Genomic DNA, 22,947 nt, shown 5'->3' with positions numbered 1-22,947 from the left:
TAAATTATATTCTGGTAGTCCCGCCTCCAGCAACAGTGTGGGAGGCGTTAGATGGAGCGAGTTGAGCCGAAGAATGCCAGCAGGGCGATCTCCAGGGTGTGGTCTGTCACGGAATTCTGCAAACGATGTGAGATCGATTCAGCGGAAGAGGCTCGTTTGCTTCAGCTATTTGGCCCATTCGCCACAGCGTGCGAACTCTTGCATAATGCAAGGCGGAAGCCGAGATGGCGATAGTGCCTCCCGCGATCAACGCAAAGGCACTCCGCTCGAAACGGCCAACGGCGAAGGCTGCTCGGCTACGCTTTATGGTGCAACTTCGTTGTTTACGGCGAGCGACGCTTCGAACGTGGTGAAGTCTCGGACTTTGGTCCGATTGCCGTGGGCCGGTGTGCGCCTTAATTCGGGTCTATGAAAGGCCGCACTGCGAAGCTCATCTTGTTTTTCCTCATCTTAGCGCTACTCGCTGCGGCAGCATGGAACCTTTGGAAGCTGTCCGAGGTGCCTTTGTCCTATTGACGCCGCCGCCACTCACGAGACTTCCCGAGAAGGGCGCGAATGGGCGCGCACCCTTCTCATCGTCGGTCGCCTTGCTACTTCTCGAACAGACCTCGGGCGGCCTCGACCATGACTAGCAAACTGTCCGGATTGCGGACGCCATTTCTGTAAAGTTCCACGACAATCGCTGCTATCCGCGAGGCCTCCTCCGAATCCTTCGGCACGCCCGCCTTGTCGCGCAAGCTGTCGAACACCTTTTGGCAGATGTCGAGATCGCGGGAATCTAAGACCGTCTGCTTCTCCAGGCTCGTCGTTTCCATTGCAGCTCTCCAAATTCAGGACGCCGCTCTACGCAAGCGGCGTCGCGAGCTCGAACTCAGCTCGGTACCGTGAACCCGAAAGCACTCAGGCGACCTGCTTCTCGGCCTGGATCGTAAGCGGCGCCTGCGACTGGTGGTCGCCACCAATGGCGATCTTGCGTGGCCTCATCGCCTCCGGCACCTCGCGCTTCAACGCAATGGAAAGGAGGCCGTTCTTCAACGAGGCGTTTTCGACGCGGACGTGATCGGCGAGTTCGAACCGTCGTTCGAAGCTCCGGCTGGCAATGCCGCGATGAAGATACTCGCCAGCATTGTCCTCTGCCTTTCCGCCTTTCACCACAAGGACGTTCTGTTCCTGCATAACGTCGAGGTCGCCCTCGGCGAAGCCGGCAACGGCTAAAGTGATACAGTAGTCGTTCTCGCTGGTCCTGACGATGTCGTAGTGCGGCCAGCTGTCGATAGCCAGACGGTTGGCGTTGTTAAGTTGATTGAACACGCGGTCGAAGCCGATGCTGGACCGGTACAGCGGAGCAAAATCGAATTCGTTTCTCATAGCCACATCCTCCGTGAAGCAACATGGAAATGGAGACGCGTCGGAAACCTGCGTCTCCGGCTTGCCGGCCCCCTTTCTGGGCTGCCGGCGAAATCGATTTGGTCTCGGGAAAATTACGTTTCAAGAGGGCGCTCCAAAAATTTCCTAGACCCCGCCTGCAGTTCAAGCGGAGCGATGTTGAACCCGTCCTGCCAGGTATCGTCGTCCGCGGCAGCGCTTTGAAGAGCAAGCACAACATCTTCCGTTAGGAAGTCGGCAAGCACGCGAAAGCTTTGCTGGCTGTCCTGACTTCCCCGGTGCTGAGTTGCGGGCGCTGGCGCGCGGGGCGACCTCCATCAGTTCTTGGGAGCCAAGGGAATCACGATTCCAGACCGCCTCTTTATCAGCGCCCTGGACGCGGCGCCAAGGACTGCTCCTCCCGGCCTGGAGCATCTCATCCCTTCCTTGCCTCCCATATGCCCGTCAGGGATGGTGCCGATATTGGTTGGGGAGACCAGAGGAGTATGCACGAAGATAGTGTGGTTTGAATATTGCTACTATGCACAAGTAAGACCGCCCCCGGCTCCTCTTGAGCGTGTCTGCGAACAGAGATCGCCACTGATGCCGAGATATACCGCAGTTCCAGCTAAGAGATCGTGGGAGCGGTCAATCCTCGTTATGGCCTTCAATGCGAGAGCGCGAAGCTCTGAATCCAGGGCTAAATTTTGAAACCATTTTTTATAACTGTGTTCTGCCTCTGGAACGAATTCTCTTTTTTCGCGTTTTGGTGCCGGACCGCCGACTGTCATGAGAGATAGCTGCCCCAACAGGATCTATGGTGACAGGGCGGCGGTCCGCCCCGCGCGTCCCATTTCGCCCGGCGTCCTGGCATGGTCCACTAAGCTTCCCCTTATTTCTTTTAGTCGCTCAACATCGCCATTGAGTGCCGCAGTCCGGAACAAATACTGGTGCGGAACGTTATGACGCCGGACCGGCGCATCCACACGGCATCGCCCCTTGCGATCGCCGTGCAGCGTTCGCTCACTGGCATGCGACGGTCCACTTTACGCGTCCCCAGCATTGCCCCGTCGTCCGCACGACGGGCCTTATTACCCATTTTTTCCGGTTGCACTTCTCATCAAGGATCCATTCCGCTCGGATCTAAAAATAACAGAGGTGAGGCAACCCAAACTTTTCATTCACGGCAGGCGCGACGCCATTATACCGCTGTCGTCGGGGGAGGCGTTATATCGCGCGGCACCCGAGCCCAAGCAGATGCAAATCTACGCCGGGTCCGGCCACAACGATATGTGGGATGATCGCATGGTTAACCAAATCATCCTCTTCCTCCAGTCGCTTAGCCATTAGCTTTCGGAACGTGGTGCTCGATCATCACAAAGATCGCAAAGGAAGTCACGCGGGTCCGGGAGGATTTCAGCGGATCTGGACCTACCTCCCCGCCGTGCCAGTGACCGTGCGATGTCGATGATGTCGTCGCGTGTTGCCGTCGGATCCTCTTTGTTCCAGGCGACACCGAGCGCAATCTTGGAGTGCACGCCCCTCACCTTCTTCAGCTCGAAGCCGCGGTTCGGCAGCTCGCGCGTCCATTCCGGCACGAAGCCGGCGCCAAGGTCGGCCGCAACCAGCGAGACGAGCGACAGCGTGTGGTCGCAGCTATAGGCGACGTCACCGGAAAGATCATGCGCCTCGAAGGTCGCCCGCCGAAGTCTTTCCGCAAGAAACTGCTCGCCCAGATGAGACATGCCGGTTAGCTTAGGCAGCCCCGCAAGTCGCGGTTCAGGCATACGTCAGCGAAGGGTTCAATCAGCCTCTTTCAGTCATGGTTGAAAAGCATGTTTGACGCGATGAACTGCCCTATGCTCTCGAGGGCCGCATCGGCGGCGTCGAGAATGCCCGCACTTGCGGGAAATACGTGCAGCATGCCTTCCCAGACGTGGACTTCGGCGTTTTCGACACCCTCTGAATAACGAAGGGCGTCGTCGAGTAATATTTCCGCATCTCCGACATGGACAAGCAGCGGCGACAAGCCACGCCGATCAGCGTAGACGGGTGATGCCTGCGGACTGCGGGGATCAACATCGCCAAGATAGAGCCGCGCCATTTCGGCCAGCGCTGCGGCACTCCAGATGGGGTCCACAGCGTCGCGGGTCAGCATGGACGGGCTGGTGAGCGCAAGATCGGTCCAGGGCGAAAGAGCGACCACCGCGCGCGGCGCCGGGTTGGAATCTTTGACCTGGGAAAGCAGAGCCAAGGCCAAACCGCCTCCAGCCGAGTCACCGGCCAGCGCGATCTGCCGCACACCTTGCTCTATCAAACCATTGTAAGCGCGAGCAGCGTCTTCGATTGCGGCGGGAAACGGGTGTTCCGGCGCCGAGGCATAGTCGGCAGCAAAGGCTGGGATTCCGCTGCGTGACACTATCTGGCCAACGAAGTTGACATAAGCTTGGGGAGAGCCAATGACATACGCGCCGCCATGGAAGTAGAGGATGGCGCGATCAATAGAGCGGCAGGACTGCGGCCGGACCCATATTCCGGCCACCCCTCCCACAAAGCCATCTTCGTATTCTATACCGTCTGCCGGCGCGAAGCCGCTCATCATCTGGTCGAACACCGGCCTTTTGTCAGGACCCGTAAACGTTCCTTTGACCCCCTTTAGCCCCTCTCGTATCTGCGCGATGACGGCCGCGTCTTTCTCGGACAGTGCGTGGATCTCGATAGTCATCCTGTTCGTCCTTTCGAAAGCCTGCCTGAACACAGGCAAGTTCCTACCTCAAATTTGGCTTTGGAGACCCAGCGCAAACATGAGTTCGCGGTCTCCCCGCCCTTTATTGGGCCACTGCTGCCCCCCGCGGACGCAGACCCGCAGGACTGGAACGTCATCTCACGTCAATAATACTTGGCACTTGCGAGACGCTATGGCCGCAATGGGCCAGGTAGCGACAAACCGTGATATCGTCTCACTGCCTGATAGCGGCGATGCCGTGGGAGGAGCGGCGGAGACTTCGTCATGGAAACCGCCGTATTGCGTAACCGATATCCATGGAACAAAGGCATTCTGGTTGGTCAGAAGCGACCGCTTCAGCCGAAAATCTATGGCCGATCCGCGTTCGTCTCGAACTGAGTGAGGCAATCCGAGAGCCCAGCCCGTAATTGGAATGTGGGAATTTAAGAAGATTTTGATGCCAAGTTCAAGTGCGGCATGGATGTTTTGGGCAGGTTAACTTGCCGCAAATAACTTCGTGAAGCATGCTTCGCGCTCAAGTGCCGCAGAATGTTTGTTTTTGCGATGCCACTTCTCGCCTCCAAGTCACTACAGCGAACGTCGGCGCATTCTGTTTAGGCATATTCAGAGGTGCACTTGTGAGCGTCAGACTGTCGCCAGCTAAGTCGCAGTATCTGACCTGCTCGCTGCCGACCCAAGGCTCAAACCAAGCGATGTCGACGGTGGTAACGAGCCGGTTGGGCGACTCGACCCGGTATCGAAGAGATGGAACTGACCGAAGGATAGGGACGCGCTCTTTCCAAACACCTGACACCACGGGCCTATCGAGGCTATGCGAAGGAAACGGAAAAGCGTGTTTTAAACGCTACGAAAAAGCGTATGGGTAAGGCCGGCAAGTAATCCCTGTGGAGAACACCTCGGAAACAGAATTTCAGAAATCGCCGAGGATGTTTTTCAGAAATAGCCTCTTGCGCATTCCTTCGGATCATTCTAAATCCGCGCCACCACATCAAAATTCTGTTACGGATGGCCTCGTGGCGGAGTGGTGACGCAGAGGACTGCAAATCCTTGTACCCCGGTTCAATTCCGGGCGAGGCCTCCAACATTTCCTACAACCATTTCAATAGTTTATACCTAAGAATGGTGCGAATTGAATTAGCACCTTTTCACGTTGCGTGAAGCTGCTTCCCCTTCAGGCTTCGAGACGACGACGGCGACTTCAGCCAACATGTGGCGATATCCTTGGTTTATCGGCACCCTGGTTCCTTGCCATATGTCACCTGTACAGTTCTGACGGCAGCGATTTGCTGTTGAGGTCTCACCAGTGTCGCCTCATTACAACTGAAATCATATTTGCGTCGGGCGGCTTGCAAGCATCCGTTGCCATTGCCGATGATTCAATGGAATATCCGCGGGCACCCTTCGTGAGGTTTGGCACCCTTCTGTTACCGGAGAATGATATTGAAGTATCTCTTTGTCGCAGCAATCGCACTTTTGACGCTTTCAGGATGCGCGAGCACTGGCTCAGGCAATACAACCTACTCACAGCCGTCGGGGATAGGCCCCAATTATAGCAACGGCGGCTATTAAGGTTCATTTCGGCGTTATCGGCTTGGGACAAGTCGAGCACCCGCTCAATGCGCGAAGCGTCGCTGACGCCTGTCAGTAAACCTGCGACAGCTGGATGTCAGGCGCCCAATGAGAAAGCCAAAATATCGGAACAATCCGGACGCAGAGGGATTAGCCTCCTTGTACGGAAACATTTCGAAGGAGAAGCAAGATGCTTTTGCGAATTCTTGCCGCGTCCGCTCTCACCCTTGGCCTAGCCACGAGCGCCATGGCTCAGTATGCGAGTGGCACCAATACGCAGCCCAACGATCCCGGCATGAACAATGCCAGCGGCACCCAGGAACCGATGGGCAATGGCCCCGGATATGCGCCGCCACCAGGAACGGATCCGAACTTCACCTACAGCACGACAACCGGCATCAATCCAAATGATCCGCGGATCGACTGCAAGACCTCCAATGCCGAATCGAGCGCCGGTTCCCATGACTCGCAGGGCCGCGGCTGCGACTGATCGGTGATGGCATATCCTAAAAGTCGTTTATCCCAAAGGTCGGCTTGAAGGCCGGCCTGCCCACGAAGTGGCTATGCGAGTTGCTATCCTTGCTCGCGAAGCCGCACGATCAGCCGGCCACGAACCTGCCCGGCGAGAATGTTCTGAGCGGCGGAAGGCAGATCGCTCAGACCGATCTCCCGGACAAAATCGCCATAGGCTTCGAAATCGAATAGCTCAGCGATACGTGTCCAAGCTGCAATGCGGGTAGCATAGGGTTGCATGGAGCTGTCGATGCCGAGGAGCGAGACGCCGCGCAGGATGAACGGCAGCACGTTGGTTTCGAGTGCTACACCGCCAGCATTGCCGACCGCTGCAACGGCGCCCCATTGCTTGACCTGCTTCAAGAGCTTGCCAAGCGTGGCGCCGCCGACGGAGTCGATCGCAGCCGCCCAGCGGGCGCTTTCCAGCGGCCTGTCGGGTGCCGCGAAGAATTCCTCGCGGGTGATGATCGTCTTCGCGCCGAGTGCCTTCAGTTCCTCGGCCAATTGTGGCCGGCCGGAGATTGCCGTGACATCGTAGCCGAGCCGCGCGAGGAGCATCACTGCTACCGTGCCGACGCCACCGGCCGCACCTGTCACCAGCACTTCGCCCGCTCCGGTCTTGAGACCATTTGCCTCCAGCTTGTTGATCGCCAGCATGGCGGTGAGCCCCGCGGTGCCAATGATCATCGCTTCGCGTGTGGACAGGCCATTCGGCAGTGGCACCAGCCAGTCGGCGTTGACGCGGGCCTTCTCGGCAAAGCCGCCCCAATGGGTCTCGCCCACGCGCCAGCCTGTCAGCACCACCTTCTGCCCAGCGGCAAAGCGGGGATCCGCGCTTTGAGCCACCGTGCCGGCAAAATCAATGCCGGCCACATGCGGATAGCTGCGCACGAGCCCGCCACCACCGGTGAGGCATAGTCCATCCTTGTAGTTGACGTCGGACCACTCCACGGTAACGGTGACGTTGCCGTCCGGCAGCCGATCCTCTTCCAGTGTTTGAACATTCGACGTCACGGCGCCCGCGGCATCGCGCTCGGTCAGAAGGGCCTTGAAGCTCATCGGGTACTCCCTGTCCTCTGTATTGAAGAAAGACCGGGCAACGCCTTTCGTCAACCGGTGCGACATCCGGCCGCCGCAAATCCGGATATTAGATATGCTCGCGATCGGCACCGGCAAGTCAGCCGATTCACAGGATCGGCTGACGTTAGCTCTCCGCAATCACGCGGTCTTGGTTGCACGATGGAAGCGCCAGCGGGCATAGCCGCTCTTGACCTTGTAGCCGAGATCGACACGTGCATTGCGCGCCACGGTGAAGGAAAGCGTCGAAAGGCCGATCAGCGGCAGGTCGCGCAATACCTGCAGTTCGATCTGCTTGCAGATATCGACATAGTCCTTGTAGTCGGTCGCCTGCAGGGCCTTGTCGAGAAGTGCGTCGATGCCTGGCATCGCGACGCCATAGTGGCTGTAGTTGCCTCCGCCCTTACCGTCGCCTTTGACTTCGGACTTCGCTGACAATTGCTGGAAGTAGAGCTGCGTCGGGATCGGCGGATAGCTCGACGAATGCATGGCAAGCGTGTTCTTGTCGCTGCGGTTGTCGGCGTGATAGGCGGTGTGATCACCGATCTTCAAGTTCATGCGCAGACCGACCGCGCGTAACTGCTCCTGCACGATCAGCATCGTCGAGGAATAGTCCTCGCGCTGGCTGCAATTGCTGTCGAAGTCGAATCCATCCGGGAAGCCAGCTTCGGCGAGCAGCGCTTTCGCCTTATCGGGATCGTAGTTGTACTGCAGCTCCGGAGGCAGGTCCTCGGTCTTGAACCCGGCCGGGAAGAAATCCGGCTGCAGGCCAGCCATGAAGCCGCCCATCGGCTTCAGGGCATTCGCCACGGCATGGCGGTCGATGGCGTACATCACCGCCTGGCGAACCCTAAGATTATCGAAGGGCTTGCGGTTGAGATTGATGTGCAGCGTGTTGAACGAACCCGGCACCGTCATGTCGAACTGCAGGGTCGAGTCGCGCTGCAGCATCGAATCCACCCAGCCCGGCGCGCGCACCGCCTCGATCATGTCGACGTCGCCGGAAAGCAGCGCCAGGGTGCGGGCGGTGGTATCAGCGATATAAACGCATTCAACGGCGCCGATCTTGGCTTTCGTCCCCCAATAGCCCTCATGGCGCTTCATCGCGCTGCCCCATTCGCTATCGAAACGGGTCAGCTCGTAGGGCCCTGTACCGACGGCGTCGGTCGCGAATTTCTCAGCGCCGATTTCATCATAGGCCTTCTTGGAGACGATCGAGGTATTGTTCGAGAAGATCGTCGTGCCGAGCAGGTTTACGTCCGGCGTCTTCAGCAGAATGTCGACCTCATGGGGGCCCCTGGCCACAACATCGGCAACATTGGCCATGATCGTCTTGTTGGTGCCATCCGCGATCGCCCGCTTGTAGGAGAACACCACGTCGTCGGCGGTCATTTCGCCATAGCCCTTGTGGAACTGCACACCCTGGCGCAGCTTGAAGGTCCAGGTCTTGGCATCGGAAGACTTGGTCCATTCCGTTGCCAGGGTCGGGACGTATTTATCCGGCGATGTCGCGAAATCGCCGTCCCCCGGACGAACGAGCTGCTCATACATCTGTTCAGTCGCCCAGTTATCGGATCCTTGCGTGGTCTGGTTCGGGTCGCTGGTGCGCGGACCGCCGGCGGCAATGCCGATGCGAATGACGTCCGTATTGCTTCCAGCACGAGCGGCTCCCACCCCGATCATGCTGAGCGCCGCCGAAGCGGCCGCCAGTTCCAGAAATTCGCGTCTCTTAAAGCTCATGATCTGTTCCTCCTCCAAGGACAATTTTCAGGTACGCCGCTTGTCCAATTCAGCGTCATTGACGGTGAGGCCCAGACCGGGACCGGACGGCACCACGAATTTGCCATCCACGGGCTTCGGCGGATTGGCAAAGGCGACATGCATGCGGGTCGACGGATCGGCGAATTCCGCCGGCTTTGTCAGATGCATGATGGTTGCGAGCAGATGCAGATTGGCCGTATGCGCGATCGTCGGCTGTGTCTGGTGCGGCACCAGCTCCACTCCATGGGCGTGGCAGATGGCTGCACACTGCATCAGCCCGGTGATGCCGCCCATCTTGACGATATCCGGCTGCACCATGCGTACGCCGGCGTTGATCATGTCGACCACCGCCTGAGTGGTGTAGGACTGCTCGGCGGCAGAGACAGTGATGTCGAGGCGTTGCGCCACCTCGCCCATCGCGCGAACGTTATAGTGCTGCACCGGCTCTTCGAACCAGATGTAGCCGAGTTCCTCGAGCGCCCTGCCGACGCGGATGGCGCCACCGACCGAATATTGATTGTTCGCGTCGAAGGCGAGCGGGAAGTCGTCGCCGACCAGCTTGCGGACCGCCCTGGCCTTGGCTATGTCGCCGGGAATATCATAGTCCTGCCGGGTCCGGTCGCCGTCCCAGCGGATCTTGATTGCTGTCGGCTTCTCCGACTTCCAGCGGGCTTCGACGACGCGCACGGTCTCTTCGACAGTACGCCCAGCATTGCCGCCGATCGAGGCGTAGAAAGGAACTTCGGTGCGCCAGGCGCCGCCCAAGAGCTTATAGATCGGCTGGTTGAAATTTTTGCCCCTGATGTCCCAGAGCGCAATGTCGAGCGCCGCCAGCGCTCCCGTAACCGCACCTTCTGGTCCGAGCTTGACATATTTGTGCAGGAGCTTGTCGTATAGGACCGCGTGATCCAGCGCATCGGCTCCGACGAGCGAGGGCGCGAAGTCGCGGATCACGCCCAGGGAATGTTCGCCGCCCATCATAGGCGATGCCTCGCCATGGCCGACAATTCCGTCGACGGTGGTAACGCGAATGAAAGCGGTGCGTCGGCCCGGCGGTTCATTAGGCTCCCAGCTCACCTGAAAGGCTTCGACTGATTTGATGGTCGTGGGGTTCGGCACGATGACAATCCTTTATTTCGGAACGAATTGTTGAATATGCATCCGGGCGGAATCAGGCATGGCCGCCCGGCAGAGCCGTTTAAATCCCAGTATCAGCGCAACCTCCGCAGATGACGCCGAAGACCCGCCGTCCCATCTTCCTCAGGACCAGCATTGCGCAGTTTGCATCCGTATTCAAGCACGTGGAACGCGTACCGGAATGAAAAGCAATCATGAGAAAAGTCATTCATAGGCATAGATCGAGGTTCTGAAAAATCGCGCGACGGGCACACCGTCCGCGCGCAAGAACTCCTCGCTCTCAAAGTAGTATTTTCCCTTGCGAAGATAGGCGTCGCTGATCCGCCCCGCCGTCTCCAGACGCTGCCCGGGATAGACGGGCGCAAAATGCTGGGCCTCGGCTCCGGTGAGCACCACCGCGGCCGGAAACCTGAAGCTGTTGTTCGTGTCGCCCATGGCGAGACGCATCAGACAGCCGGAATGCACGAAACCGGGATCCGTATAGAGCGGATGCCGCTCGCCAAAGGCAGAAAGCGAGGCGCGGAAATCCGCTTCCGTCAATATCCTCGCAGCGGTCGTGACAGGCATGCCGGCCCGAAGTTCCCCGGCTCCAACAACTGGCGGCATCTCCGGGCGAGGCAGCACCGTAAAGCCGGTCAAATCGGGCACTTGCGGCGGCACATCGGGCAAACCGATCCAACCGGTCGCAACCTCCTCGCCATCCTGGTTGACCGCGCTGACGTCCGTACGACGCATCTCCGGTCCGCCGTTCAAAACAGCAGCACGGATCGTCAGCGTGTCTCCGTTATAAACTGGTCGGCGAAAACGCGCGCCCATCGCCCCGCGCTCGGCCCAAGCCGTGCCCCAGACGTCAATCGCGACACGACTGATGTGACCGTAGATGAAGGCGCCTGGGACCAGGGCAGCTTTATAGCCCCGCGAACGGGCTACCGCATCATCGTGAATCGAGCCCCTGTAGCGAGGATCGTGATCGAGTACGACATGGACGGTCAGGCTGCGCGGGAAAATATCTGCATCGGAGAATTGGGGATGTTCCATTGGCTCAACCATTCGGCAAGGGCACGGTCGTCATGGCGCTTGCGGTAATCCGTGCAATCTCCTCGGGCGATAGCGCCAAAATCTCCTGAAGCACATGCATGTTGTGCCCGCCGAACTGCGGCGCAGCGCGGACCTGCCCGCCCGGCGTACCGCTCAGATGAATCGGCAGGCCTGGATGGCGGTGTCGGCCGGCATCGGGATGCTCGAGCTCGGTAAAGAAGCCACGATAGGCAAGATAGTCGCTGTTGGCGACATCGGCGGCGGTCGCGACCGGTGCGGCGGCAACTCCGCCATTCTGCAGCAGAGCGGCAAGCTCGTGCTTGTCGTGATGACGCGTCCAATCGGAGAGAATTGCGGTCAGCGCATCGCGATTGCGCAACCGCTCCGCAAGGGTTGCAAAGCGCGGATCTTCAGCCAGTTCCGTCCTGCCGATCAGCCGACAGAGGATCTGCCATTGCGTCTCGTTCTCGGCGGCGACCACCACCCACTGATCGTCGCCGAGCGCCGGAAAAGCATCATGTGGAACCATGGTCTCGACAGAGTTGCCGTCAGGCACCGGATCGATCCCGGTCTCGGTCGCCTGCAGCAGTTCGGCACCGATCAACTGCATGGCGGCTTCCACTTGCGGTACTTCGATATACTGACCCTGCCCCGTGCGCTGCCGGTAATGCAGGGCCGTCAGAATTGCGGCCGCGGCATTGAAGCCGCCGATCGGATCGAGATAGGAGGGTCCGGTATTTTCCGGCTGACCGTCGCGATAACCCATCATGGCCGACATCCCGGTTGCCATTTCCATCGTCGGGCCCAAGGCGGCATAGCCTGACATCGGCCCTTCCCGCCCGAAGGCCGGCAATTCCGCCACGATGATGTCCGGCTTGATCTTTCTGAGGCTATCGAAATCGAGCCCGAGCTTGGCAAGCGTGCCGGGTCGAAAATTGCAAATGAGCACGTCGGACACGGCCACGAGACGCCGCAGCGTCTCCTGCCCCTCGTCCGTCTTGAGATTGAGGATGCAGGAGAGTTTGTTCACGTTCTGGGAATTGAATAGGAAGGATCGATCAAAGGGCCTGTCGCCCGGCACACCGCCCGGAAAGTTGACCGGATTGGGCTTTTCCTTGTTCAGGCGCCAGGAGTTGACGCGGTTCGGTGATTCCACATGGATCGATTCCGCGCCGAAATAGCCAAGCACCCGGCCCGCCATCGGTCCCGCCCAGGCGGTGGCGACCTCGATCACGCGTATGCCTTCGAGCGGCCGGCAAGATGGCCGCCTTCCTGTCGCCGACAAGGCTTTCCGCTCGCCAAAAGACGCAGCAGACATGTCGTTCGCTTCGCCCAATGCGGGCGCTCCAGAGCGAACCCTGCGCGGTGTCTCGCTCATGCGAAACGGAGGTCCGAGGATGACACGGCCGTCGACTTTCTGCCAGTAATTACGGTGGTTGAGATGAGCGTTGCCGAACAGCTCGGAGGGGCGATAGGCTTTGGCGGCAATCACCTGCGCCTGCTGCAATCGCTCGACCAGATCTTCTGCATCGAGATCCGCCACCCTGTCCTGGATGATAGCGAACAGGGCATCCCAGTTCACCCTACGGATCGCCGGATCTGCAAAGCGAACATCGGCCTCGATTTCCGGCATATCCAGCGCCGCACATACGGCCTGCCAGCGGTGGTTATAGACCCAGATACAAACCCAGCCATCGCGGCATTTGACCTGCCCCGCCGGGATCGTCTGGTCCTGCCTGCTATGAACAGAGCCATTATAGATGTGCCGCAGCACATAGGGAAAGCACATGGCGGCGGCGGTCTCGGCGGCATCCACGCTCACAATCTGTCCCTGATTGGTGACATGGCGCGCATGAAGCGCCGCAAGAGCCCCGATATAGGCGCCGATCCCGGCGGCGAAAGAGGCGCGTTCCCCCACGCCATAGAGCGGCTCCCGCTCGAATTCTCCATTGTTGTTCATCATGCCGGACAGGGCCTGCAGCACGATTTCCGGCCCCCGCCATAGGGCAAGCGGACCATCCTTGCCGAAGGCGCTGATGGATACGGCAATGCAGCGCGAATTCACCTTTTCGACTTCCTGCGCATCGAAATCCTCAGGAAGGATGGCAACGTCGGCTGTCGCCAGCAGGGCCTCGAGCCGGCCCCTGCCCTCTTGCATTCTCCTATCCAAGCTCACTGATCGTTTGCCAGTATTGAGGTGCCAGAAACGCAGCGAAATTCGGTCGCCGTCGATTGAAAGCGGCGCGGCCTGCCGGATCGGTGAGCCGTCTTCCGGCTCGACCAGAATTACCTCGGCGCCGAAGTCCGCAAACAGGCGTCCGCAATACTGCCCGCCAATGCTGTCGGAAAAATCAACGACCCGCAGGTCATCCAATGCTGCCGGCATTCGAACTCCCTCCACTTCATGTCACCAAGTCTCCGGCGCTCAGTCTCCTCCCTGGCGCGACCGGAAGCTTAGCCGCCGTTGCATACGGATGCAATATGCACTTTAATTCAAATCCCGCAATTGCATGAGATCGACTTGGATTATAATGAGCGGATCGGCAAACGGTGCTGACTGCTGAATTGGAGAGATCAAGAGTGCGAAAAGTTGGTTCGCCGGATATGAAGATCAAACCGAAGCCTATTACCGCGCGCGAACTGGCGCGCATGATCGGCGTCAGCCAATCGGCGGTATCGCGCGCTTTCACACCGGGCGCCAGCATTGCTCCGGATCTGCGCGAAAAAATCCTGAGATATGCGCAGGAACTGGACTATCATCCCAATGCTATCGCCAGCATGCTTTCCAAAAGCCGGACGAATATCGTCGGCATCGTCGTGTCGGATATGCAGAACCCGTTCTATCCGGCCCTCATCCAGAAGCTTTCCCAGGAATTGCAGCGCATCGGTCTTCAGAGCCTGCTGTTCAACATCACCAAAGGTTCGAACCTGGAAGAGCAGCTTTCGGCTTTGCGGCGATACAATGTCGACGCAGTCATTGTCATTTCAGCCACGATCCTTTCCGGGCCGACGCTGCGTTGGGCGACTGAAGGCCGCGCCGCCGTCCTGATCAACCGCGTGGTGGAAGATGCCGATCTAAGCTGTGTCTCCTGTGACAATGCCGAGGGCGCCCGGGCGATCGCCGACCATTTTTATGAGCTTGGTCGGCGAAGGGTGGCCTATGTCGCCGGACTAAGCCATACCAGCACCAACAGGGAACGGCGGGATGCCTTCATCACGCGGGTCGCGGAACTTGGCATGATCCTCAGCGGCCAGATAGACGGGGGCGAATACAGCTATGACGCCGGCCGTCGCGCGGCGCTGGAGATCGCCGGAAAGGGTAGTGCCGACGCGATATTCTTTGCCAACGACATCCTGGCGATCGGCGGTCTCGATGCGTTGCGCGAAGAAGCACATCTGCGCGTGCCGGAGGATGTTTCCATTGCCGGCTTCGACGATATCGCCATGGCGAGTTGGCCCCACTATTCCCTTACGACGTTTCGCCAGCCCATGGACGAGATGGTCAGCGTGACGGCAAAGATGATCGAGAGCGGCTCCTGCCAACCCGGCCAGATCGCTACTGTCCGGCGATTATCGGGAGAACTCGTCCTGCGAAGGACCACCGGTCCGATCATTGCCGATACCGGCCGCCCGACCGCTCAGTAGGCCAGTTCCTTGTCGACGACGTTGATGAAGTCTTCGCCGGCACGATAACGTCTGAGATTGTCGAGGAAGTAGTCGAAACCGCGTTCGGGCGTCGCCTTGCTCGTGGCGCCGTTGTGCGGTGTCACAATCGTATTCGGCGCCGTCCAGAACGGGCTATCGGCCGGCAGCGGCTCGATCGAGTGCGCATCGAGCCCGGCCCCGGCAATCCAGCCTTCGCTCAGCGCCCGCAGGAGTGCGGCATCATCGGCAATTCCGCCGCGCGAAAAGCAGATGTAAAAAGCAGTCTTCTTCATCGCCTGAAACGCGCGTTCACCCAGCATCCCTGTCGTCTCCATGGTCTTCGGTGCAGTGACGACGACGAAGTCGCTTTCCCCCATGAATTCTTCGATCTCGGCGATGCTGTAGAACCTGTCGAAATTGGGGGCCGGCCGATCATGACGGCGAAGACCGATCACGCGCATGTGGAACGCTTTTGCCTTCAAGGCGAGATCCTGCCCCGAATAACCTGCACCGATGATGCCGCAGGTGAGACCGTTCAATTCGCCATGGACGAAGCGGTCCCAGTGGCGCTCCTCTTGCGCCTTCAGCCATCGCAGCGCATTTCGGTTCAGCATCAGCATGAGCATCATGGCGTGCTCGGCAAGGGGAATGGCTCCATTTCCCTTGCTGCAAGTCAGCACCACGTCGCTTTTGACAAATTCGGGATAGAGTTGAAGGTCAGGACCAGCCATCCAGCTGTGCACCCACTTGAGACGGGATGCACGCAGGAGAGCCGACGGCGAGACGAAGCCCGCAACGACATCGGCATCGGGAATCGCCGCCTCGATCTTATCCTCTCCCGAGCAAAATTCGAATATGGCTTCCGGTGCCCTATGGCGAAGACGTTCCAATCTCGCTTCGTTCACATCGCTCTGAATGAGGATCTTCATCGCCGCGCATCCTCCCATGGAGTTGTCGGGGCGATCCTAGCAGCACCGCACTCCGCTGCAACGCAGACACAGGCGAAAAACACTTTTGCCGAAACGGGAGGGTGGCGGGAAAGGCTTAGGGCGAGACGGTCAGTATCTTCTTAGAACCCGACTGCGGACATACCCCTTGCCAACGACATCTTCGGCAATTTCGATGGCGCGACAGAGATCGGCCTCCTGCCGGACAAAACCCTCTAGAATGACGTAAGGTCCGAGTGTGGAAATGCGCATTTCCGATGTGTCGATGTCGTAAGCCGATGCCAGAGCGGTTTCGACGGATACCTTGACGGCCAGGGAATTGCGACCACGGCCACAATCCTCTCGTCCTTCCGATGATTGGAACCGGAATATCATTCAAGCCTCCCATTTTATTTAAATGAGATAACGCTGAAATGACATTTCAGTTTCACGATATGCGGGAGATTACGCGCACCAGGGCTTGCGGGGTCCGCTCCACGGTCTCGCCAAACCGTCAGCGACAAGCTGCTGTCCGATCGATCGCCCTTCGCGCGAGACGACGCGAAGCTTGGGGCCGTCTTTGTCGTCGTCGCGATCGGCCGGCCTCAAGACGAAAGGCCCGGCATTCAGCAAGTTCAAAAGCCGCACCTTCGCCGCAGTCCCCAATCTCCGCTCGTCCTCGCAGCGCGGCGAGCTGAGCTCCGGCGTCTCTATATCCGCAATTTTGATCTTCACGCCCTTGAGCCAGAAAGTATCGCCATCAAGAACACAATTGGTGTGCGGCCCTTCGCCACAAAAGCCGAAAGCAGCGGAAGTGGTTTGCGAAAGTGAAACCGTCTTTACAGCGGGAACCGGCATCGGAGGCGTCGCCGGGGCAAGCGCGACCGGTCTTTCGCCAGCTTTGGTCCCGACCGTCTGGCCGCCACCCGTCTGAGACCCATTCGTTTGGGCTCGAGCCGTTTGAGGCTGGATCGCCTGACCTGGCGAGGGTTTCGACGAGACCTTTTGCGTCAATTCCGGAAGCGCCGTCCGGATTCGTTTCCAATTGTCATGGATCACGATTCCACCGACCACCAGGAGCGCGACCATTGTCCACGGGACGATGCTGGCGCCCTGTTTTCGGCTTCTGTGATTACCAGAAGATTTGCGCCGTCTGCCGGCGCCGCCTGCTGCTTTTGCCATCGGACCGATTCCTTTCGCCTCATTATCGAGGAGCAAAGGTTTCCGAATGGTTGGCAAACACCGCCTCGTCGTCGCAATAAAAAGCCCGAGCTTTTAGCGCGGGCTATTCGTGATCGTGTGCGATCAACGCTCAGGCATTCTGATCTGCATCTTCACTTCGCCGGCAGGCGCGGAGGCCGCGATTTCGAAAGCTTTGACGCTATCGGCAAAATCGAAGGTCCGTGTAATCAGTGGCGTCACATCGATAGCCCCAGACGCAAGCATCTCGACGCAGCGGTCGAAGACATGCGCATAGCGGAAGACATGCTCGACGCGAGCCTCCCTGATCTGTGCCGCGGCGACGTCGTAGGCGATCGGATGGAGCGGTATGCCGACGAAGACGACAGTGCCCGCCGGGCAAAGGAGCTCGAAGATGTGGCGGCAGGCCTGTTCGCTGCCGGAGCATTCGAAGATCACGTCGGCGCCCCATCCACCGGTCTCCGCCTTCACGCGCTCACCGAGGTTCTCGCTGCGGACGTCGACGGTGGTGACCGGTCCGAGAAGTCTTGCCTTCTCCAGTTTCGTCGGATCGACGTCGGAGACGATGACTCGGGCGCAACCAGCTGCAAGCGCCGCCAATACCGTGACAAGGCCGATTGGACCGGCGCCTGTGACAACTGCGACGTCGCCCGGCTTGATGCGCGCCTGTTTTGCCGCCTGCACGCCGACCGCCAGAGGTTCCACCATCGCGCCGGCGGCGAAGGAAACGCTATCCGGCAGCTTGTAGGTGTAGGCCGCGGGATGAACGACACGCGAGCGCAGTATCCCGTGCACCGGAGGAGTTGCCCAGAAGCGAACGGCGGGATCCAGATTGTAGAAGCCTCTCCGGCTCGCCTGGCTGTCGGGATCGGGAATACCGGGCTCCATGCAGACACGGTCGCCGACTTTGAGGCTGCTTACCTGGCTTCCCGTCTCTATGACGACGCCCGAAGCCTCATGTCCGAGGATCATCGGCTCGCGAACCACAAAGGAACCGATCGCACCATGCGTATAATAGTGAACATCACTGCCGCAAATCCCAACCGTATGGATGGCTATGCGCACGTCCTTGGGACCGAGTTCTTCGTGGAGCGCGAATTCCCGGAGCGAAAGCCGCCCCTTCTCCTCCAGAACGAGTGCCAGCGCATTGTCAGCGCCGATAAAATGCGTTTCGTTGAATGTCGCCGTCATCTCCCACCTCCGGTTCCACGACAGCGCCGTGCGTCTTTTCAGACGCACAAGGGACGCTGTAGCACTTTGAATTGCTGCACGTTCTTATCCTTAAATCGGTTCCGATTTAAGGAAACATGCAGTAGCGAGACAATGAATAATGCCAGCTGAGGTGTGGCCGCCACGCCTTATCTGGCAAGTTTGCAAACTATCTTTGCAGTAATCGGATCGAGGAACCAGAGATATGACGCCGCTGAATTGCGAGCGCAATGTCTTTGCGAAGGCAAATCAGTGCTGCTCAAGCTGCACTTTCCTCCGCCGCAACAGTATCCCGTCCCTTCTGCGAAAAGTGCTGGGTGCGCCGGCGATACTCCGAGGGTGTTTCCCGGCATATCCGATAGAACTGCCTGTTGAAGTTGGCGGTGTTGTTGTAACCCGCCTCGAAGCAGATATCGGTGATAGCCTTACTCGTCCTGCTTAGGAGATCGCAGGAAAAATGGATGCGCTGGTGATTGACGAAATCGACAAAGGTATGCCCGGTGCTTCTCCTGAAATAGCGTGAGAAGGCGCTTTCCTCCATATTGAATAGACGTGCCGTGGCGACAAGCGTCAAATTCTCGCGGAAATGTTCCTGAACAAAGGTCACGATTTCCTGCAGCCGCTTTGATTGCGCGCTGTGAATACCAAGGGCCGGTGCCACATGGGACAGAACGGATCGCTCCTTCTCGTTTCCGGTGAGCGTCCTCATGATTTCCAGGAAAAGGACGAGCCGTCTTATGCCCGATGCCTCGCCAACCGCCTTGAGAAGTGCTCCTGCCTCGCGAGCGGTTTCGCCGTAAAACACCACGCCGTAGGCGGCCGCAGTCAGGATTCCGCGCAACTGCGAAAGCTCAGCGAAATCGTCGCAAAGACGATCGGCAAATTCAGGCGTGAACTGAATGAGCACGTCACGTCCGGCGATCTTTCCCTCATACGCCGTGTCGCTGATCCAGTTATGCGGCAGGTGCGGCCCGGTCAGAACCAGGCAGCCCGGGGCAAATGAACCGATGAAGTCGCCGATCATCATCGTTCCACTTGAGCTTTCAATGAGGTGAAGTTCGTATTCCGGATGAAAGTGCCATTTTGCCAGGTGGCTCGGATAATCATGCCTCGCCCAGCGGAACGAATGTTCCGGTTCATGAAGAATGATTTCGAGCGACGGATCGAATTTGCGCATTCGATATCTTACCTGGCTCTGTGCCACTGCAAAAAGCCGCTTCTCACGAAACCCGGCCTTTCAATCCGAAAGCGGCAGAACCTGTCATTTTTGCTCCCTACCTCTACATTCCAGACTAAGGCGCAGCCGTTCCCAGGCGGCGGAAATCCCCCACAATAAACTGTCATATAGCTTGTCTATAAAGCCGCTACCCGTGGACTAGCCAAGGCCATTGGATACGCGCTCGAAAAGGATTTAAGACTATGTCTCAACCCAATTGCAACAAACCTTCTTTGAAGATTATGCCTAATCTGCGGCACGCCCTCTCGGCGGTGGCTGCAGGTGCCATGAGCCTTGCGCTGGCGATGCCGGCTGCCGCAGCACCGGCCAAGTTCGATTTCTGGTTCGGCCTGTCGGGCGATCTCGAGCGCGTCGTCCAGACACTGTGCAAGAACTTCAACGAGTCCCAGAGCGATTACGAAGTTGTCTGCACCAGCCAGGGCAACTACGACGCAGCACTCCAGAACACGATTGCCGCCTTCCGCGCCGGCAAGCAGCCCGCCATCGTTCAGGTCTATGACGTCGGTACGGCTACCATGATGCTGTCGGGCGCCTACTATCCGGTCAGCAAGCTGATGAGCGAAAACGGCTACCAGGTGAAGTGGGACGACTACTTCCCGGGCATCGCTCGCTACTACGCCACCTCCAAGGGCGAACTTCTTTCCTTCCCCTTCAACTCCTCCACCGCCCTTCTCTACTGGAACAAGGACGCCTACGCCAAGATCGGCAAGACCGAAGCTCCGAAGACCTGGGAAGAAGCTGCCGAAAACATGAAGGCGATGAAGGCTGCCGGCTACGAATGCCCGATGGCCATCAACATCTCCGGCAATGAAAGCTGGCAGTTGATGGAGCAGTTCTCTGCCATCCACAATCAGCCGATCGCCACCAAGAACAACGGCTATGACGGTCTCGACGCCCGTCTCGAGGTCAACAAGACGAAGTTCGTCCAGTTCGTCACTGACCTCAAGAAGTGGTATGACGACGGTCTCATCAAGATCAAGTCCAAGGATCTCGGCCAGGATATGGTCCAGTCCTTCGCCGCCGGCGACTGCCAGATGATCATGACTTCGGTCGGCGACCACGGCACGGTCGGCAAGACGCAGAAGCAGGGCCTGAACTGGGATGTCGCCGAGCTTCCGGTCTATGCCGGCACCGAGCGCAAGAACTCGCTCGTCGGCGGTGCATCGCTCTGGGTTCTCTCCGGCAAGTCGGCCGATGAATACAAGGGCGCCGCCGCGTTCCTGCACTTTATCGCAGATCCGAAGACCGCTCTCTTCTGGTCGACCAACACCGGCTACATCCCGGTTACCAAGTCGGGCTTCGAGTTCATGAAGTCCAGTGGCTTCTACGACAAGGCTCCGTTCAAGGGCCGCGAAGTCGCCATCGCGAGCCTGACGGCTTCCGAGCCGACCGCGATCACCCGCGGTATCCGCCTCGGCAACTTCACCCAGATCCGCGCTGAGTTCGGCAACCAGATGCAGGCCATCTTCGCCAACAAGGTCGGCGTTCAGGAAGGCATCGACAACCTGGTCAAGAACGGCAACGCTGTTCTGGAGCGCTTCGAAGCCACCTACAAGGGCAAGCAGCTCCCGTAATCGGTCATGGCAATATGCGCCGCCCGCCGTGATATTTCCGGCGGGCGGTTTTCTTTATCACGGGACGAAGCACCGGTTCACACGCCCAAGCCGGGAAGGATCGATGGAAAAGCGCACAACTTTCAGCAAATGGAGGATCGGCATCCTGTTCGCGGTGCCGCAGCTCCTCCTTATCTTCACTTTCTTCTATTGGCCTGCTGGCCAGGCGATCTTCTGGTCGCTGACGCTACAGCAACCTTGGGGCGGCGGTAATATCTGGGTCGGGCTCGACAACTTCAAATCGATTCTCGCCAATGCCGATTACTGGAACTCGGTGACGATCAGCATCATCTTCGCGGCGATCAGCACCAGCCTTTCCATGGGCGTCGCGCTGATGCTGGCCGCACTGACAGACCGGCAGCTCAGAGGTTCGAAGTTCTACAGCGTCGTGCTCATCTGGCCTTACGGCATCGCGGCCCCGGCTTCGGCAATGGCCTTCCGTTTCATTCTGGCGCCGGAAGCCGGTTTCATGTCCGTCGTCAACCATTATTGGCCGGGCCTCTGGGACCCGGGCCTCAATGGCGCGGACGCCATGGCCAGCATCATTGCTGCTTTCTCGTGGAAATATACCGGCTACAGCTTCATCTTCTTCCTTGCTGCGTTCCAGGCCATTCCGCGCTCATTGATCGAAGCAGCAGCGATGGACGGTTCCGGCGTGCTTCGGCGCCTCTGGGACATTCAGTTCCCGCTGATCACGCCGACGATCTTCTTCCTGCTGGTGATCAACATCACCGAGAGTTTCCAGGATTCCTACGGAATCGTAGACATCATGACCAGCGGCGGCCCGCACAATTCCACGAACCTCATGGTCTACAAGATCGTCTTCGACGGCTTCAAAGGTCTAGACTATTCCGGCGCGGCGGCGCAGAGCATCATTCTGATGCTGCTGATCATCGTGCTCACCATCTTCCAGTTCCGCTTCATCGAGCGTCGCGTGCATTACCGTTGAGGCTGACATGGTCGAGCGCACCCCAATTCTCAATTTCTTCACCCATTTGATCCTGTTCATCGGCTTCATAGTGGCAGTGGGACCGTTGGCTATCGTAGCGATTGCCGCATCCCACAATCTCGCCGACGTTAATCGCGTGCCGATGTCCTTGGTCCCCGGCACCGATTTCTGGGTCAATATCAAGACGGCGTGGACCACGGCCGATCTCGGCCCCAAGCTGCTGAACAGCCTTATTTTCGCTAGCGGCGTTGCGGCAGGCAAAGTGATCGTTTCGGCGCTGACCGCTTTCTCGCTTGTCTATTTTCGGTACCCCGGCCGCCACTTCATCTTCTGGTTGATCTTCGTCACGCTGATGTTGCCGCTCGAAGTGCGTATCGTGCCGACCTATGCCGTCGCCGCCAACGTATTGTCGCCCTACCAGGCGATCCTCGACCTTACCGGCATTACCTGGCTCATAGAAAAGGTTTCAGGCGTTCAGGTCTCGTTGAGCCTGGGGCTGCTCAATTCCTATCCAGGCTTAATTCTGCCGCTGGTCGCCACAGCGACCGGTACTTTCCTCTACCGTCAATTCTTCCTGACGATACCGGACGAGCTGACCGAAGCCGCACGCATGGACGGCGCCGGATCGCTGCGCTTCTTCATCGACATCCTCCTGCCGCTATCGCGCACCAATATGGCCGCTCTCGGCACCATCATGTTCCTATGGGCCTGGAACCAATACCTGTGGCCGCTGCTGGTCACCACCGATCCGGCGCATGCAACCGCCGTGACCGAACTCAAGCAGCTCATCCCAAATATAGGTGGCCTGCCAGAATGGCACATCGCGATGGCCGGCACGCTGATCGTCATGGTGCCGCCGCTCGCCATCGTCGTCCTGATGCAGCGCTGGTTCGTTCGCGGTCTTATCGCTACCGAGAAATGAGCACCGCTGCCGTGCTTCCGGCGACGAAAGCACGGCAGCA

General features: G+C 58.7%; 20 protein-coding genes, 1 tRNA gene and 2 pseudogenes. 8 read left to right on the top strand and 15 right to left on the bottom strand.

The features are described 5' to 3' along the window. Window positions 1–51 precede the first annotated feature (51 nt). The gene (locus AAE029_RS24935) at window positions 52–234 is read left to right on the top strand and encodes a hypothetical protein (protein WP_371075593.1); all 183 of its coding nucleotides are present in this window, start codon (window positions 52–54) and stop codon (window positions 232–234) included. A 356-nt stretch (window positions 235–590) separates the two neighbouring features. Here AAE029_RS24935 and AAE029_RS24930 read toward each other — a convergent pair whose 3' ends face one another. Both AAE029_RS24930 and AAE029_RS24925 read right to left on the bottom strand, forming a co-directional pair. Further along, window positions 591–815: a hypothetical protein gene (locus AAE029_RS24930; protein WP_371075592.1), complete on the bottom strand. Its 225-nt coding sequence runs from the start codon at window positions 813–815 to the stop codon at window positions 591–593. Between the two features lie 85 nt (window positions 816–900). Then, the gene (locus tag AAE029_RS24925) at window positions 901–1,368 is read right to left on the bottom strand and encodes an Hsp20 family protein (RefSeq protein ID WP_371075591.1); all 468 of its coding nucleotides are present in this window, start codon (window positions 1,366–1,368) and stop codon (window positions 901–903) included. A 1,086-nt stretch (window positions 1,369–2,454) separates the two neighbouring features. On the opposite strand from AAE029_RS24925, the pseudogene AAE029_RS24920 reads away from it, so the two are divergent. Beyond that, window positions 2,455–2,715: pseudogene (locus AAE029_RS24920) on the top strand (alpha/beta hydrolase); the annotation flags it as partial. Between the two features lie 86 nt (window positions 2,716–2,801). Here AAE029_RS24920 and AAE029_RS24915 read toward each other — a convergent pair. The 3 genes and pseudogenes from AAE029_RS24915 to AAE029_RS24905 form a co-directional block, all read right to left on the bottom strand. Continuing rightward, a pseudogene (locus tag AAE029_RS24915) lies at window positions 2,802–3,080 on the bottom strand (LysR substrate-binding domain-containing protein); the annotation flags it as partial. Between the two features lie 101 nt (window positions 3,081–3,181). Further along, on the bottom strand, window positions 3,182–4,090 hold the full coding sequence (locus AAE029_RS24910) for an alpha/beta hydrolase (protein WP_371075590.1): 909 nt from the start codon (window positions 4,088–4,090) through the stop codon (window positions 3,182–3,184). Window positions 4,091–4,625: 535 nt separating this feature from the next. Beyond that, window positions 4,626–4,904: a lipocalin-like domain-containing protein gene (locus AAE029_RS24905; RefSeq protein ID WP_371075653.1), complete on the bottom strand. Its 279-nt coding sequence runs from the start codon at window positions 4,902–4,904 to the stop codon at window positions 4,626–4,628. A 214-nt stretch (window positions 4,905–5,118) separates the two neighbouring features. Here AAE029_RS24905 and AAE029_RS24900 point away from each other — a divergent pair. Both AAE029_RS24900 and AAE029_RS24895 read left to right on the top strand, forming a co-directional pair. Then, window positions 5,119–5,192: transfer RNA gene (locus AAE029_RS24900), tRNA-Cys, on the top strand. A 678-nt stretch (window positions 5,193–5,870) separates the two neighbouring features. After that, a complete protein-coding gene (locus AAE029_RS24895; protein ID WP_371075589.1) occupies window positions 5,871–6,170 on the top strand; it encodes a hypothetical protein in 300 nt (99 codons plus the stop codon). A gap of 83 nt (window positions 6,171–6,253) precedes the next feature. Here the strand turns inward: AAE029_RS24895 and AAE029_RS24890 are convergent, their stop codons facing one another. From AAE029_RS24890 to AAE029_RS24870, 5 genes are all read right to left on the bottom strand, one after another. Continuing rightward, entirely contained in the window at window positions 6,254–7,252 is a 999-nt protein-coding gene (locus AAE029_RS24890) for an acryloyl-CoA reductase (RefSeq protein WP_371075588.1), read from the bottom strand. A gap of 159 nt (window positions 7,253–7,411) precedes the next feature. Then, entirely contained in the window at window positions 7,412–9,010 is a 1,599-nt protein-coding gene (locus tag AAE029_RS24885) for an ABC transporter substrate-binding protein (protein ID WP_371075587.1), read from the bottom strand. 27 nt (window positions 9,011–9,037) lie between these two features. Beyond that, window positions 9,038–10,150 (bottom strand): mandelate racemase/muconate lactonizing enzyme family protein, encoded by a 1,113-nt coding sequence (locus tag AAE029_RS24880; RefSeq protein ID WP_371075586.1) that lies wholly within the window; start codon window positions 10,148–10,150, stop codon window positions 9,038–9,040. 222 nt (window positions 10,151–10,372) lie between these two features. Continuing rightward, on the bottom strand, window positions 10,373–11,206 hold the full coding sequence (locus AAE029_RS24875; protein WP_371075585.1) for a hypothetical protein: 834 nt from the start codon (window positions 11,204–11,206) through the stop codon (window positions 10,373–10,375). 4 nt (window positions 11,207–11,210) lie between these two features. Beyond that, window positions 11,211–13,592, bottom strand: coding sequence for a CaiB/BaiF CoA transferase family protein (locus AAE029_RS24870; protein WP_371075584.1), 2,382 nt, complete (start codon window positions 13,590–13,592; stop codon window positions 11,211–11,213). 194 nt (window positions 13,593–13,786) lie between these two features. Here AAE029_RS24870 and AAE029_RS24865 point away from each other — a divergent pair, with 194 nt between their 5' ends. After that, complete coding sequence (locus AAE029_RS24865) at window positions 13,787–14,851, top strand: LacI family DNA-binding transcriptional regulator (protein WP_371075583.1); 1,065 nt, start codon at window positions 13,787–13,789, stop codon at window positions 14,849–14,851. On the opposite strand, the gene AAE029_RS24860 is transcribed toward AAE029_RS24865, so the two are convergent. The 5 genes from AAE029_RS24860 to AAE029_RS24840 form a co-directional block, all read right to left on the bottom strand. Next, a complete protein-coding gene (locus AAE029_RS24860) occupies window positions 14,845–15,780 on the bottom strand; it encodes a D-2-hydroxyacid dehydrogenase (RefSeq protein WP_371075582.1) in 936 nt (311 codons plus the stop codon). The genes AAE029_RS24865 and AAE029_RS24860 overlap by 7 nt on opposite strands. Before the next feature lie 129 nt (window positions 15,781–15,909). Beyond that, a complete protein-coding gene (locus tag AAE029_RS24855) occupies window positions 15,910–16,173 on the bottom strand; it encodes a hypothetical protein (protein ID WP_371075581.1) in 264 nt (87 codons plus the stop codon). A 69-nt stretch (window positions 16,174–16,242) separates the two neighbouring features. Next, window positions 16,243–16,959, bottom strand: a complete 717-nt coding sequence (locus tag AAE029_RS24850; RefSeq protein WP_371075580.1) for a thermonuclease family protein — start codon at window positions 16,957–16,959, stop codon at window positions 16,243–16,245. A gap of 123 nt (window positions 16,960–17,082) precedes the next feature. After that, the gene (locus AAE029_RS24845; protein ID WP_371075579.1) at window positions 17,083–18,168 is read right to left on the bottom strand and encodes an NAD(P)-dependent alcohol dehydrogenase; all 1,086 of its coding nucleotides are present in this window, start codon (window positions 18,166–18,168) and stop codon (window positions 17,083–17,085) included. 277 nt (window positions 18,169–18,445) lie between these two features. After that, window positions 18,446–19,363: a helix-turn-helix domain-containing protein gene (locus AAE029_RS24840; protein WP_371075578.1), complete on the bottom strand. Its 918-nt coding sequence runs from the start codon at window positions 19,361–19,363 to the stop codon at window positions 18,446–18,448. 281 nt (window positions 19,364–19,644) lie between these two features. Here AAE029_RS24840 and AAE029_RS24835 point away from each other — a divergent pair, with 281 nt between their 5' ends. From AAE029_RS24835 to AAE029_RS24825, 3 genes are all read left to right on the top strand, one after another. After that, the gene (locus tag AAE029_RS24835; protein ID WP_371075577.1) at window positions 19,645–20,997 is read left to right on the top strand and encodes an extracellular solute-binding protein; all 1,353 of its coding nucleotides are present in this window, start codon (window positions 19,645–19,647) and stop codon (window positions 20,995–20,997) included. A gap of 103 nt (window positions 20,998–21,100) precedes the next feature. Next, on the top strand, window positions 21,101–21,985 hold the full coding sequence (locus tag AAE029_RS24830; RefSeq protein ID WP_371075576.1) for an ABC transporter permease subunit: 885 nt from the start codon (window positions 21,101–21,103) through the stop codon (window positions 21,983–21,985). A 7-nt stretch (window positions 21,986–21,992) separates the two neighbouring features. After that, on the top strand, window positions 21,993–22,907 hold the full coding sequence (locus AAE029_RS24825) for an ABC transporter permease subunit (RefSeq protein ID WP_371075575.1): 915 nt from the start codon (window positions 21,993–21,995) through the stop codon (window positions 22,905–22,907). Window positions 22,908–22,947: the final 40 nt, after the last annotated feature.

This window comes from Sinorhizobium sp. CB7 (assembly GCF_041357635.1).
Classification (GTDB): Bacteria; Pseudomonadota; Alphaproteobacteria; order Rhizobiales; family Rhizobiaceae; genus Rhizobium.
This window is presented reverse-complemented; position numbering and strand designations above follow the sequence as displayed.

Coding starts and splice junctions, on each gene's coding strand:
- AAE029_RS24935 (WP_371075593.1), top strand. CDS start 52: ATGGAGCGAGTTGAGCCGAAGAATGCCAGCAGGGCGATCTCCAGGGTG.
- AAE029_RS24930 (WP_371075592.1), bottom strand. CDS start 815: ATGGAAACGACGAGCCTGGAGAAGCAGACGGTCTTAGATTCCCGCGAT.
- AAE029_RS24925 (WP_371075591.1), bottom strand. CDS start 1,368: ATGAGAAACGAATTCGATTTTGCTCCGCTGTACCGGTCCAGCATCGGC.
- AAE029_RS24910 (WP_371075590.1), bottom strand. CDS start 4,090: ATGACTATCGAGATCCACGCACTGTCCGAGAAAGACGCGGCCGTCATC.
- AAE029_RS24895 (WP_371075589.1), top strand. CDS start 5,871: ATGCTTTTGCGAATTCTTGCCGCGTCCGCTCTCACCCTTGGCCTAGCC.
- AAE029_RS24890 (WP_371075588.1), bottom strand. CDS start 7,252: ATGAGCTTCAAGGCCCTTCTGACCGAGCGCGATGCCGCGGGCGCCGTG.
- AAE029_RS24885 (WP_371075587.1), bottom strand. CDS start 9,010: ATGAGCTTTAAGAGACGCGAATTTCTGGAACTGGCGGCCGCTTCGGCG.
- AAE029_RS24875 (WP_371075585.1), bottom strand. CDS start 11,206: ATGGAACATCCCCAATTCTCCGATGCAGATATTTTCCCGCGCAGCCTG.
- AAE029_RS24870 (WP_371075584.1), bottom strand. CDS start 13,592: ATGCCGGCAGCATTGGATGACCTGCGGGTCGTTGATTTTTCCGACAGC.
- AAE029_RS24860 (WP_371075582.1), bottom strand. CDS start 15,780: ATGAAGATCCTCATTCAGAGCGATGTGAACGAAGCGAGATTGGAACGT.
- AAE029_RS24855 (WP_371075581.1), bottom strand. CDS start 16,173: ATGATATTCCGGTTCCAATCATCGGAAGGACGAGAGGATTGTGGCCGT.
- AAE029_RS24850 (WP_371075580.1), bottom strand. CDS start 16,959: ATGGCAAAAGCAGCAGGCGGCGCCGGCAGACGGCGCAAATCTTCTGGT.
- AAE029_RS24845 (WP_371075579.1), bottom strand. CDS start 18,168: ATGACGGCGACATTCAACGAAACGCATTTTATCGGCGCTGACAATGCG.
- AAE029_RS24840 (WP_371075578.1), bottom strand. CDS start 19,363: ATGCGCAAATTCGATCCGTCGCTCGAAATCATTCTTCATGAACCGGAA.
- AAE029_RS24835 (WP_371075577.1), top strand. CDS start 19,645: ATGCCTAATCTGCGGCACGCCCTCTCGGCGGTGGCTGCAGGTGCCATG.
- AAE029_RS24830 (WP_371075576.1), top strand. CDS start 21,101: ATGGAAAAGCGCACAACTTTCAGCAAATGGAGGATCGGCATCCTGTTC.
- AAE029_RS24825 (WP_371075575.1), top strand. CDS start 21,993: ATGGTCGAGCGCACCCCAATTCTCAATTTCTTCACCCATTTGATCCTG.